Source organism: Streptomyces sulphureus DSM 40104, from assembly GCF_000381025.1.
GTDB classification, from domain to species: domain Bacteria; phylum Actinomycetota; class Actinomycetes; order Streptomycetales; family Streptomycetaceae; genus Streptomyces; species Streptomyces sulphureus.
Window position 1 is genome coordinate 879,167 of record NZ_KB905815.1, and the last position, 11,608, is coordinate 890,774.

At 72.0% G+C, this 11,608-nt stretch carries 11 protein-coding genes and 1 pseudogene; 2 read left to right on the forward strand and 10 right to left on the reverse strand.

The genetic code is table 11. From position 1 onward, the window contains the following. Positions 1-17: 17 nt before the first annotated feature. The 5 genes from F603_RS0111955 to F603_RS35360 form a co-directional block, all read right to left on the reverse strand. Positions 18-674, reverse strand: coding sequence for a histidine phosphatase family protein (locus tag F603_RS0111955; protein ID WP_026328346.1), 657 nt, complete (start codon positions 672-674; stop codon positions 18-20). Then, complete coding sequence (gene rsfS, locus F603_RS0111960) at positions 671-1,105, reverse strand: ribosome silencing factor (RefSeq protein ID WP_019546247.1); 435 nt, start codon at positions 1,103-1,105, stop codon at positions 671-673. Before rsfS ends, F603_RS0111955 begins: the two co-directional genes overlap by 4 nt. Positions 1,106-1,188: 83 nt before the next feature. Continuing rightward, the gene (locus F603_RS0111965) at positions 1,189-2,799 is read right to left on the reverse strand and encodes a LytR C-terminal domain-containing protein (RefSeq protein ID WP_019546248.1); all 1,611 of its coding nucleotides are present in this window, start codon (positions 2,797-2,799) and stop codon (positions 1,189-1,191) included. Beyond that, a complete protein-coding gene (gene nadD / locus F603_RS0111970; protein WP_050988674.1) occupies positions 2,796-3,452 on the reverse strand; it encodes a nicotinate-nucleotide adenylyltransferase in 657 nt (218 codons plus the stop codon). The genes F603_RS0111965 and nadD overlap by 4 nt, the downstream gene beginning before the upstream one ends. A 94-nt stretch (positions 3,453-3,546) precedes the next feature. Next, the gene (locus F603_RS35360; RefSeq protein ID WP_016910626.1) at positions 3,547-3,708 is read right to left on the reverse strand and encodes a hypothetical protein; all 162 of its coding nucleotides are present in this window, start codon (positions 3,706-3,708) and stop codon (positions 3,547-3,549) included. Between the two features lie 258 nt (positions 3,709-3,966). Between F603_RS35360 and F603_RS0111980 the strand changes: the two genes are divergently transcribed. Then, the gene (locus F603_RS0111980; protein WP_019546249.1) at positions 3,967-5,070 is read left to right on the forward strand and encodes a M48 family metallopeptidase; all 1,104 of its coding nucleotides are present in this window, start codon (positions 3,967-3,969) and stop codon (positions 5,068-5,070) included. On the opposite strand, the gene F603_RS0111985 is transcribed toward F603_RS0111980, so the two are convergent. The 5 genes from F603_RS0111985 to proB form a co-directional block, all read right to left on the reverse strand. Next, entirely contained in the window at positions 5,051-6,151 is a 1,101-nt protein-coding gene (locus tag F603_RS0111985) for an SCO2583 family membrane protein (protein ID WP_019546250.1), read from the reverse strand. The genes F603_RS0111980 and F603_RS0111985 overlap by 20 nt on opposite strands. A 183-nt stretch (positions 6,152-6,334) precedes the next feature. Continuing rightward, a complete protein-coding gene (locus tag F603_RS0111990) occupies positions 6,335-7,003 on the reverse strand; it encodes an SCO2584 family spore wall biosynthesis protein (protein ID WP_019546251.1) in 669 nt (222 codons plus the stop codon). Positions 7,004-7,053: 50 nt separating this feature from the next. Continuing rightward, a complete protein-coding gene (locus tag F603_RS0111995; RefSeq protein WP_019546252.1) occupies positions 7,054-8,319 on the reverse strand; it encodes a glutamate-5-semialdehyde dehydrogenase in 1,266 nt (421 codons plus the stop codon). Between the two features lie 116 nt (positions 8,320-8,435). Continuing rightward, positions 8,436-8,909, reverse strand: coding sequence for a hypothetical protein (locus tag F603_RS0112000; protein ID WP_425426964.1), 474 nt, complete (start codon positions 8,907-8,909; stop codon positions 8,436-8,438). 248 nt (positions 8,910-9,157) lie between these two features. Continuing rightward, positions 9,158-10,264 (reverse strand): glutamate 5-kinase, encoded by a 1,107-nt coding sequence (gene proB, locus F603_RS0112005; RefSeq protein ID WP_019546253.1) that lies wholly within the window; start codon positions 10,262-10,264, stop codon positions 9,158-9,160. A 404-nt stretch (positions 10,265-10,668) separates the two neighbouring features. Between proB and F603_RS0112010 the strand changes: the two are divergent. Further along, positions 10,669-11,608 (forward strand): annotated as a pseudogene (locus F603_RS0112010) (hypothetical protein); the annotation flags it as partial.

An 11,608-nucleotide genomic window follows, 5' to 3' on the forward strand; every position in this document is an offset into this window, starting at 1 on the left:
GTTGACCGGTATCCGCCTCAGTCGTCGTCGCCGAGGACCGGCTCCGGAAGGCTGCCCGCGTTGTGCTCCATGAGGCGCCATCCGCGTACGCCCTCGCCCAACACCGACCAGCAGCAGTTGGAGAGGCCGCCGAGCGCCTCCCAGGTCCCGGGCGCGAGGCCGAGCAGCCGGCCGATGGTCGTCCGGATCGTGCCACCGTGGCTGACCACCACCAGCGTGCCTCCGGCCGGCAGCTTCTCCACGCTCCGCTCCACCACGGGCGCCGCACGATCCGCCACCTCGGCCTCCAGCTCACCGCCTCCGCGGCGGACCGGCTCGCCGCGCTTCCACGCGGTGTACTGCTCCGGATGGCGCTCCAGGATCTCCTCGTGCGTCAGGCCCTGCCAGGACCCGGCGTACGTCTCGCGCAGCCCCTCGTCGTAGGTGACCTCCAGGCCCGTGAGCGCGGCGAGTTCGGCCGCCGTCGCCGCGGTACGGCGCAGGTCGGAAGCGACGATCGCGTGCGGGCCGAGGCCCGCGAGAAGCCGGGCCGCCCGCCGGGCCTGCTGGATGCCGGCCTCGGTGAGTGCGATGTCCGTGGTGCCCTGGAAGCGGCGTTCGAGGTTCCACAGCGTCTGCCCGTGCCGCCAGAGGACGATCTTGCGTCCGCCGGGCCCGGCGCCCTGCGCGCTCAGCTCCGCTCCCCGTCCAGCGCGCCCTCCTGGGACTGCCGATGGCGCTCGCCCTCGCCCGCGGTCGCCTGCGCGTCGGCGGGGAGCTCCACCTGCGGGCAGTCCTTCCAGAGCCGCTCCAGCGCGTAGTAGACGCGCTCCTCGGAGTGCTGCACGTGCACCACGATGTCGACGAAGTCGAGCAGCACCCAGCGGCCGTCGCGCTCGCCCTCACGACGGGCCGGGCGCGCGTCGCACTCCTCGCGCAGGCGCTCCTCGACCTCGTCGACGATGCCCTTGACCTGGCGGTCGTTGGGGGCGGAGGCGAGGAGGAAGGAGTCGGTGAGGGCGAGGACGTCGCTCACGTCGTAGGCGACGATGTCGTGGGCGAGCTTGTCGGCCGCCGCCTGGGCGGCGACGGTGGTCAGCTCGAGGGCGCGGGGTGTGGCGGTCACAGGTGATGCTTTCGGGTCGATTGTCTGGATTGGGACACACGCAGGTTTCCAGGGTCTCACGCCGGTGACGCGGCCCCGCAGGCTCAGCCCTTGTAGTCGGCGCCGAGCACGACGGAGACGTCCGCGTTGCCGGACACCTCGCCCTTGCGGGCGGCGCTCTCCCGGAGCCCGAGGGTCTTCGCGACCTCGACGGCCTTGGCCTTGTCGCCCGCCTCCGCATAGGTGACGACCGAGCGGGCCCGGGCCGAGGCCGCGGCTCCGCCCTTCACCACGGTGTACCCGCTGTTGACGAGCGCGACCGAGGCGGCGTCGTCCCGCCCGCGCGCGCCCGTCGCGTTCTCGACGCCGACGCGCAGCACTCCTTCGGTGTCGGAGTTCTTCACGGTGCCGCCGAGGATCTGCTTGACCATGCCCCCGCTCGTGGCCCGGCTCAGCGTCCCGTTGGCCCGCACCGGGAGGACGCGGGTGTCGTAGGAGCCGTTCTTCGCCTGCTCGGCGAGCTTGGCGAGGGAAGCGCCCAACTGCTTCTCGCTCAGCGACGGGTCGGGGATCTGGCCGAGCGACTCGACGGTGCGGCCGGCCGCTGCCGGCTCGCTGGAGAGCTTGCGGAGCGAGGCGTGGAGTACCTGGCCGAAGCGGTTGAGCTGCTTGGCCTCCGCCTCGGCCGGTGCGCGGTGCGTGGCGTAGGCGACGGCGGCGCGGCCGTCGAGGTCGCGGTCGGCGCCGCTGCGGACGAGGGGGCTCTCGCCCTTCTTCTTCGCGGGGATCGTCGCGTCGGCGTCGATCGTGATGCCGCCGACGAGCTCGACGAGGTTCTCCAGGTACGGGGTGTCCAGCCGCCAGGTGCCCTTGATGTCGGCGCCGAGGAGCGTGCCGAGCGCGTCCCTCGTCGGGGAGGCGCCCTCGTCCTCGACGGCCTTGCCGAGGGTGGTCGCCGTCCCCTCCTCGGCCGTGACCGCGAGGGAGTTGGGGAGGAGGAGGGTGCTGCCCTTGCTCGCGCTCTCGTTGTCGACGAGAAGGGCTGTCGAGGTGTCACCGCCGTCGGTCGAGCGCAGGTGCACGACGATCACGTCGCGCCGCTGCTCGCCCGTGGCCGCGGCCTCGTCCTTCGACCCGTCGAGCCCGGGCAGCATCCCGGCGTACCAGAGGTACCCGAGGCCGCCCGCCACGAGGACGACGGCGGCGACGACGAGCGCGACGATCCGGTTCCGTCCGCGGCGCTTCGCCTCCTCGCGGCGCTCGGTGCGGCTCTCGCTGAACTTCAGCCAGTCGATGACGTCCTCGGAGTCTTCGGCCGGCTCCTCGACGAAGGAGAACTGCTCCGTGCGGTAGTCGGGCCCGGCGTCGGCGGCCGGGCCGTCCTGCGGCGGCTGTGCCTGGTGCGGGAAGGGCGGCTGCTGCTGCGGCGCGTACGGATCGGGCTGCTGCTGCGGCGAGTCGAGGGGGTAGGCGTACGGGTCGTACCCGGCCTGCTCTTCCGCGTACGGCTGGCCGTACCCCTGGGGCTGCTGCTGCGCGTAGGGGTCGGCGTAGGAGTCGTACGACGGATAGCCGGGGTGCTGCGCCGAGGGGTCGTAGCCCTGGTACGTCTGCTGGGGCTGGGACGCGCTCGCGTAGATGGGGCGGCCGTACTCGTCGTAGCCGAGGATCTCCGGCTGCCGACCGTACGGGTCGTACCCGTAGCCGTCGCTCACTCCTGCGCTCCCCCCGACTCCTCGTCCTCGACCGTCTCGACGACCTCCCGGTACAGCCCGCGTTTCATGATGTACCGCACGATGCCGTCGGGCACGAGGTACCAGATGGGGTCGCCCCGCTCGACTCTGGCGCGGCAGTCGGTCGACGAGATCGCGAGCGCCGGCACCTCGACGAGGGAGACGCCGCCGTGCGGCAGCCCCGGGTCGGTGAGCGCGTGTCCCGGACGGGTGACCCCGATGAAGTGGGCGAGGGAGAAGAGCTCCTCGGTGTTGCGCCAACTGAGGATCTGTGAAAGGGCATCGGCGCCGGTGATGAAGAACAGGTCGGTGTCGGGATCGAGCTCCCGCAGCTCCCTGAGCGTGTCTATCGTGTACGTCCGGCCGCCACGGTCGATGTCGATCCGGCTCACCGAGAACTGCGGGTTGCCGACGGTGGCGATCACCGTCATCAGGTAGCGGTCCTCGGCGGGCGAGACCCGCTTGTGGGTCTTCTGCCACGGCATACCCGCCGGGACGAAGACGACCTCATCGAGGTGGAAGCGGGCTGCCACCTCACTCGCTGCGACGAGGTGCCCGTGGTGGATGGGGTCGAAGGTCCCGCCCATCACACCGAGCCGCCGCTTCGCGGTCCCGGGCACTATGTGCTCTCCCATGCGTGCCGACCCTATCCTGTCTTCGGTCAGCGCGGCCCTCCCTCACAGCACGGCCGCACGGCCGGGCGACCGGCCCGGCAGGACGGTCCGGGGCTCAGCGGTCCCGGTTGAAGCGCGTGGTGATCCACAGCAGCAGGAGCAGCGCGAACAGGGCGCCGAAACCGGTGAGAAGAGGGTTGAGGCTCTCGTGCTCACCGCCGTGCCCCTCGGAGGCGAGCACGGTGAGGGCGTCGTGTGCGGTGCTGGGCAGAGTCATCGTCGCGGACCCATCCAAGTCTCGTAGGGGCGTGCGCAGGTCGTACGGCAGCGCGGCCGGTTACGACCGCGCAGGCTCATGGTAAGCGTGGTCCCTCGACCGGCTCACGCCGACTCAGCTCACCGGGCCGAGGGGCGGGGCGGCGGGAACGTCCGTACCGCCGCGGCCGTTGTGCGAGGACGGCCGGGAAGGTGCAACTCCTCGGCACGGCAAGGCGTCTGCACCTAATGTGGACGGCCGACGCGGAGGGGACACCACATGACGGACCACAGCGACAGCACGCCTGGCGGAGGCCCCGAGGAGAACCCCGAACGCCTCCCCGGCCGGGAGCGCCGGAGGTTCCCCGGCATCTCCTCGCGCGCGTACGAGCACCCGGCGGACCGCTCGGCGCTCGTGGCGCTCCGCAAGCTCACGGGGTTCGACGCCGTCTTCAAATCGCTGAGCGGCCTGCTGCCCGAGCGCAGCATGCGCCTGCTCTACCTCTCGGACTCCGTCCGTGTCTCGGAGGAGCAGTTCGCGCACCTCGACGTCATGCTCCGGGACGCCTGCTACATCCTGGACCTCGAGAAGGTCCCGGCGATGTACGTCACCCAGGACCCGAAGCCCAACGCCATGTGCGTCGGGATGGACGAGCCGGTGATCGTGCTCACCACCGGGCTCGTCGAGCTCCTCGACGAGGAGGAGATGCGCGCCGTCGTGGGCCACGAGGTGGGGCACGCCCTCTCGGGCCATGCGGTGTACCGCACGATACTTCTCTTCCTCACCACCTTCGCGCTCAAGATCGCCTGGATTCCGCTGGGGAACGTGGCCGTGATGGCGATCATCACGGCGCTGCGGGAGTGGTTCCGCAAGTCGGAGCTGTCGGCCGACCGCGCCGGGCTCCTCGTGGGACAGGACCTCGACGCCTCGATGCGCGGCCTGATGAAGCTCGCGGGCGGCAACCACCTGCACCGGATGAACGTCGACGCGTTCCTCGCCCAGGCCGACGAGTACGAGGCCGGCGGCGATCTGAGGGATTCCGTCCTCAAGGTCCTCAACGTGCTGCCGCGCAGCCACCCCTTCACCACCGTGCGCGCCGCCGAACTGCGGAAGTGGGCCAAGAGCCGGGACTACCAGCGACTCATGGAAGGCCACTACGACCGCCGCGGAGACGACCCGGACGCCTCCTTCTCCGACTCCTTCCGCCAGAGCGCGGAGCACTACTCGGAGACGGTGCGGAACAGCAAGGACCCGCTGCTGGGCCTCGTGAAGGACATCGCGGGCGGCGCAGGCGACCTCGGCGGCAAGCTCCGCGACACCTTCACGGGACGGGGCGGCGGCAAGAACGAGGGGGACGGCGGCCCTACGGGGAAGGGTTCCTAGGGCTCGGCTGGGCGTTGGCCGCGAGCGCACCGCACGTCGGGACGGCCGAGCGTCCGTCGGCGTACGGGTTGGTCCCCGCGGGGCCGTCCTCCTTCGCCTTCTCACCGGCGAGGAGCGGGACGAGAGTGTCGGAGGGATCGGCGGAGCACGGCAGCGGGCCCGCGCGCATCGAGACCTGGCGCACGCTGAGTTGGTGGTCCCTGAGGTCCTCGCGGGTGAAGTGGAAGCGGACCTCGCGGCGCACGGTGAAGAGCGACGCCGCCTCCTGCGCACCGCCGCCGGCGGGGCGTACGGCGTAGGCGAAGACGTGGTCGGCGGTGACCTCCAGCGCGGCGGGCCCCTCCTCCTTGACGACGAGCGTGCCGTCGACCCGAACCCGCGGATCGGCGAGGGCGGTCTTCTCCGGGTCGAACCGGACCATCCAGCCGGTGGCCGCGTAGCTGCCGTCGTTGCGGGGGCTCTTCAGGCTTTCGTCGAACTGCCGCTGCTGGCCCGGGTTGAGGAGCAGCCGCACGGGGCGGGCCGCGCCGCCCGTCAGGACCTCCGGGTCGAGGGAGCTCTCGACGACGTACTCCTTCGCGCTGGTGAGCGCCGTGAGGACCTCGCTCTCCGAGAAGTGCTCGCTGCGCCGGGCCGGCGGCAGCGTCACGCCGTCGGCGCCCGAGCGGAACGCGGCGGCGGGGCTGTGCGTGAAGAGGTCCTCGGACTCGGCCCCCGGGACCGCGTCGCGGGGTGCGAGCGGCAGCAGCGAGATGCGCATCGGCTCGGCCGCCGGCTGCGGGGGCGTGTGGTACGGGTTGCGGATGCCCATGTAGATGGCGGTGCCGAAAGCCATCGCGATGAGCAGGCAGAGCAGGACGCCCTGCTTGGAGAAGGTGAGCCCCGTCTTCCGCTCGGCGGCCGGACGGCTGCGCACCGCTGCGTGCGAGTCGTCGGCGAACCGCTCCTGTGCGGAGTACTCCTGGAGCCGTGCAGCCTGCACGAACGACTCGTCGAAGACGAGCGCTCCGTACTCTTCGTCACCGCCTGTGGGGCCCCCGCTCTCCGGCGCCCCATCGGGCGGGTCTTCGCGCCCGGACATAAGAACAGAGTAGGTCCGGTGCACGCGTCGTGAACGGTCGGCTGTGGACAACGTGCGGAAATCACGGGTGTTTTCGGTGCCGGACGTGACGAGCCGCACCTTTTCCGCAGGCAGCAAGGGGCGGACGACAGGGGCGGAAAGCGAAAGTCCGCTCCGACGCGGGGTCGCGAGGAGCGGATTCGCCTATCCGGGTCCTGGTTCCGCCGTGGCCGGCGCCTGTTCGGGCCGAGTCGAGTGGAGGTTGCCCGGCAGGTCCTCGGAGGACTCGATGTCGGCCGTCGCGGGTGGGGGTTCGGGGTCGTCGCGCTGTGCGGCGGCGCCCCGGTAGACGGCGCTGAACGCCAGGGCGACCACACCGAGGCCCATCACCACGGCCAGCACCCACGCCACGGGGCGCTGCCAGCGGCCGTGGCCGCGGTACGGGCGAGCCGACGCCGGCGGGCCGGAGGCGGCCGGGCGGCCGTAGCCGTAGTCGGCGCCGTGCTCGTACGCCTCCAGGTCCGGCGGGAGCCCGGAGCGCAGGTGCGGGTGGAAGCCGGGGCCGAAGTTCTCCGGGCGCGCGAAGCGGACCTGACGCTCGGCCTCGGGGTCGGGCTCCTCGCCCTCGGCTAGGGCGTCGTAGTCGTCGTAGCCCGAAGGGTCGTCCCACGGGTAGCGGGGCTCCTCCGGGTCCTGGTGCGGCTGCGCCGAGGTGAGCATGCGCTCGGCGGCCGTCGGTTCGTGGACCTCGGCGGCACGCACGAAGTCCTCGTCGAAGACCACGGTGGCGAACTCTTCGTCCGCTTCCCCGTGGTGGCGGTACTCGGGCTCCTCGCCGTCCGGGAACGGCCTGCCCCCCACGTCGTCCGGCACGGGGTCCAGCGTAGACCTATACGGTCAATTTGGGCAGTGAGCGCAAAAATTCAACCGCGGATGTGGCCGTCGCCCGTGACGACGTACTTGGTCGACGTCAGCTCGGGGAGGCCCATGGGCCCCCTGGCGTGGAGCTTCTGCGTCGAGATGCCGATCTCGGCGCCGAAGCCGAACTCGCTCCCGTCGGTGAAGCGGGTCGAGGCGTTGACCATCACGGCGGTGGCGTCGACGAGGGCGGTGAAGCGGCGGGTGGCCGAGGTGTCGCGGGCGACGATCGCCTCGGTGTGGCCCGAGGTGTGGGCGCGGATGTGCGCGACGGCCGCGTCGAGCGAGGGGACGACGGCGGCGGCGAGGTCGTAGGAGAGGTACTCCGTCGACCAGTCCTCGGGCGTGGCGGGGACGACGGCCGGATCGGCGCGCTGCCAGCGCTCGTCGCCGTGGAGGGTGACGCCGGCCTTGCCCAGCGCCTCGGCCGCGCGGGGCAGGAACGCGTCGGCGATCTCCTCATGGACGAGGACCGTCTCCGCCGCGTTGCAGACGCTGGGGCGCTGCGCCTTGGAGTTGACGACGATGTCGACGGCCGTCTCCACGTCGGCCGAGGCGTCGACGTAGACGTGGCAGTTGCCGACGCCCGTCTCGATCACGGGGACCGTGGACCCCTCCACGACGGTGCGGATCAGCGAGGCACCGCCGCGCGGGATGAGAACGTCTACGAGTCCCCGGGCACGCATCAGCTCCTCGACGCTCTCCCGGCTCTCCCCCGGGACGAGCTGCACCGCGTCGGCCGGGACGCCTGCCGACGCGACCGCCTCCCTGAGCACCTCGACGAGCGCACTGTTCGAGGCGTACGCCGAGGAGGAGCCGCGCAGCAGGACGGCGTTGCCGGACTTCAGGCACAGCGCTGCCGCGTCGACCGTGACGTTCGGCCGCGCCTCGTAGACGATGCCGACGACGCCGAGCGGCACCCGGACCTGCCGCAGTTCCAGGCCGTTGGGGAGGGTCGAGCCGCGCAGCACCTCGCCGACCGGATCGGGGAGGCCGACGATGCCGCGTACGTCGGCGGCGATGCCGGCGAGGCGCTCGGGGGTGAGCGTGAGCCGGTCGAGGAGCGAGGGCTCGGTGCCGGCGGCCTCGGCCCTCGCGACGTCCTCCGCATTCGCCGCGGTGATCCTCGGCGTCTGCGCGACGAGGGCCTCCGCGATCGCTTCCAGGGCCGCGTCCCGCACACTGCGGGGCAGCGGCGCCAGCTCGGCTGCGGCCTCCTTGGCACGGCGGGCGGTGGCGAGCACGGGCGACGGCTGCTGCGTGGCGGTCATGTCCCCAGCCTAGCCAGGCCGCCGCAGGCGTCCGGCCGCGCGTCCGCTTCCCGAGACGGGACGGCGACCGGACGTCGACGCCGACTCGGCGTGCAGGCGCGGACGGACGCGGGGTGTCAGAACGGGTGGACGCCCACCGGCACGGCCGGCGGCGGCCCGTACCCCTCGGCGACCCGCTGGTGGTAGGTCTCCCGGCCGATCACCTCGAGGCCGACGATCTCCCACGGCGGAAGCTTCGCCGAGGCACGGTGCTCGCCCCACAGCCGCAGCGCCACGGCCGCCGCGTCGTGGAGGTCGCGGGCCTCCTCCCAATACCTGATCTCCGCATGGTCGTTGGCGTATCGGCTGGTGAGGAGGAAGGGATGGTCGTGCGCGAGCTGCTCCAGCGCGCGTCTGACCTCCTTGAGCGGCGCGTCGGCACCGGCGACGCTGAGCGTGATGTGCCACAGCCGGGGCTCCGGCCGAGGCTGCGGCACGGTGCTCTCCTCCGGCCGGGAGGACCCCATCTCGACGCTGGCCAGTCGTCTCACCGGCGGCCTCCTGAGAATGGTGCGAAGGGGTGGGGAGGCGCTGCGCCCGGCGGGCGGCACGCTCCTGCTTCCGCAGCCGCCGCGCGCTCGGGCGGCTCCACCTCAAAGTTGACCAGTCCGAGCGCCCCCGTGGGGTGGTTTTCCTGAAGGTGTCCGCGGAAACGCCGCTCTTTGACCGGTCTCGTGCGGGGGTTGGCGCCCCAGCCTGAACACCAGTCCCCGCACCGAGCACCCGCACCCAGCCGCCGGCGTGCGCCCGGGGGCGCGCCCGAGCGCACAACCGCTACGTCCCGAGCGCCCCCGCGGTGCTACGAAGCGAGCAGCACGAGGTCGTCCCGGTGGACGACCTCCCGCTCGTACTCCGGCCCCAGCTCCCTCGCCAACTCCCCCGTGGAGCGGCCGAGAAGCTGCGGCAGCTCCTTGGCGTCGAAGTTCACCAGCCCCCTGGCCACCGGGCGGCCCGCCTCGTCCCGCAGCTCCACCGGGTCGCCGGCCGAGAAAGCGCCGTGGACCGACTCGATCCCCGCGGCCAGCAGCGAGGTGTGCCGCTCGACGACCGCCTCCACGGCGCCGGCGTCGAGCGTGAGCGCGCCCAGCGGGGTGGATGCGTGCGCAAGCCAGAGGAGGCGGCCGGCCGCGCGGCGGCCCGTGGGGTGGAACCAGGTGCCGGTGGGGCGGCCCGCCAGCGCGTCAGCCGCCTGTGCGGCCGAGGTGAGGACGACGGGCACGGCGGCCGCCGCCGCGATCCTGGCGGCCTCCACCTTCGTCGCCATCCCGCCGGTGCCGACGCCCGAGCGTCCGGCGCTGCCGACCTCGACCCCGGCGAGCTCGGCGGCGCCCGCGACCTCGGCGATGCGGTGCGAGTCCGGCTTGGCCGGGTCGCCGTCGTAGAGGCCGTCGATGTCGGAGAGGAGGACGAGGAGGTCGGCGCGGACGAGGTGGGCGACGAGGGCGGCCAGCCGGTCGTTGTCGCCGAAGCGGATCTCGGCGGTCGCAACGGTGTCGTTCTCGTTGACGATCGGGACCGCGCCCATCGACAGGAGCTGCTCCAGGGTGCGGTAGGCGTTGCGGTAATGGGAGCGGCGGCTGGTGTCGTCCGCCGTCAGGAGTACCTGGCCGACGCGACGCCCGTACCGCGCGAAGGAGGCGGTGTACCGCGCGACGAGCAGCCCCTGTCCGACGCTGGCCGCCGCCTGCTGACGGGAGAGGTCGCGCGGGCGCTTGGCGAGGCCGAGCGGTGCGAGCCCCGCGGCGATGGCACCCGAGGAGACGAGGACCGTCTCCTTGCCCTCCGCGAGGGCGTGGCCCGCGAGCGCGTCGACCAGGGCGTCCACCCTGTCCGCGTCGAGGCCGCCGGCGGCCGTGGTGAGCGAGGAGGAGCCGACCTTGACGACGATCCGCCGCGCGTCTGCCACCTCCTGCCGCAGGCCTGCCGCCGCGTCCGTGCTGCTGTCACTGTGTGTTGCGCCTGTCACTCTCGTCGGTGCTCCCGCCGTGGTGGATGCGTACCGCGCTGCGGCGGGTCCGTCCTCCTCGCCGTCCTCGCGCAATCCCTCCGGCAATCTACGTCAGTGCAGGTCGCGGATGCGCATCGATTTCGGGTGACGAAGAGGTGAGCATCGTTACCTTTGCGCGCCTCGGCCGCGGCACAGAGCGGGTGCGGGGCGGGGGAAGATTGTCACTGGGGCTGCCCGCGTCATACGGTCAGGTCCTCTCGGCCCGATCCTGTGGACGGGCTCGACATATATTCGCAGAAACCACGCAAAACAACTCGAATTCAGCCAGAAAACTTTCGATTCTCCTGCCAGGAGCCCAGCCCGTGCCCTCTGCCGGACTCTCATCCCGACGCGTCGTCCAACTGGCGGCGCTGCTCGCGCTGGCGGTGTTCTACGCCGCGCAGCTCGCGGGCGCCCTGCTGCCGAACGTGCCGGTCTTCATTGCCGCCTCGCTCGCCGGCCTGGCGCTCGACCTGTACCTCACGCACCGGCAGCCCGGCCTGCTCGCGCTGCTCGGCAAGGTGAGATTCGACGTCACCACCCGCCAACTGCTGCGCGACATGCTCGTGGTGATCGGCCTCGTCCGCATCCCGGAGGTGCCGCCCGGCGTCGAGCGACCGCTGACGCTGCTCCTCCTCGTCGCCTACGCCGCGCACTTCCTGTGCCAGGCCGTCGCCCAACTCGTACGGCGCACCCGGACGTTGCCGATCGTGACGCGGAACATCGACACCTCCGCGCTGCGGCTCACCAAGGCGCCGCCCCGCCTGCTGCTGCGGCAGCCGAGCCGCCGCCTGCTGAGGTTCTCGGTGCCCGGCACCATCGGCGTCGTCCTCTCCGCCGGGCTCTCGGCCGAGACTTGGGGGTACCTCGGCGTCGGCTGCACGCTGCTCCTCTCCCTCGGCAGCGCGTGCTACCTGGGCCTGTGGCTGCTCCCCAAGCGCCGCGCCGTGAGCGAGGCGAAGGTGTGGGAGTGGTTGGATGCGTGGTTGGGGGAGTATCGGCCGACGGTGGGGATGTATTTCTCGGGGGGTACGTCTTCGGCGTATCAGGCGAACATGTGGCTCTCGACCTTGGGCGCGCTGGAGGGACGCCCGGTGATCGTGTTGCGGGAGCGGTTCATGGTCCAACGCATCGAAGCGACCGACGTACCGATCCTGTGCATCCCCAAAGTCGCCGACCTCATGCGCCTGGAACACTCCAGCCTCCGCATGCTCCTCCACCCCGCCAACTCCGGCAAAACCAGCCAGGTCCTCCGCATCCCCA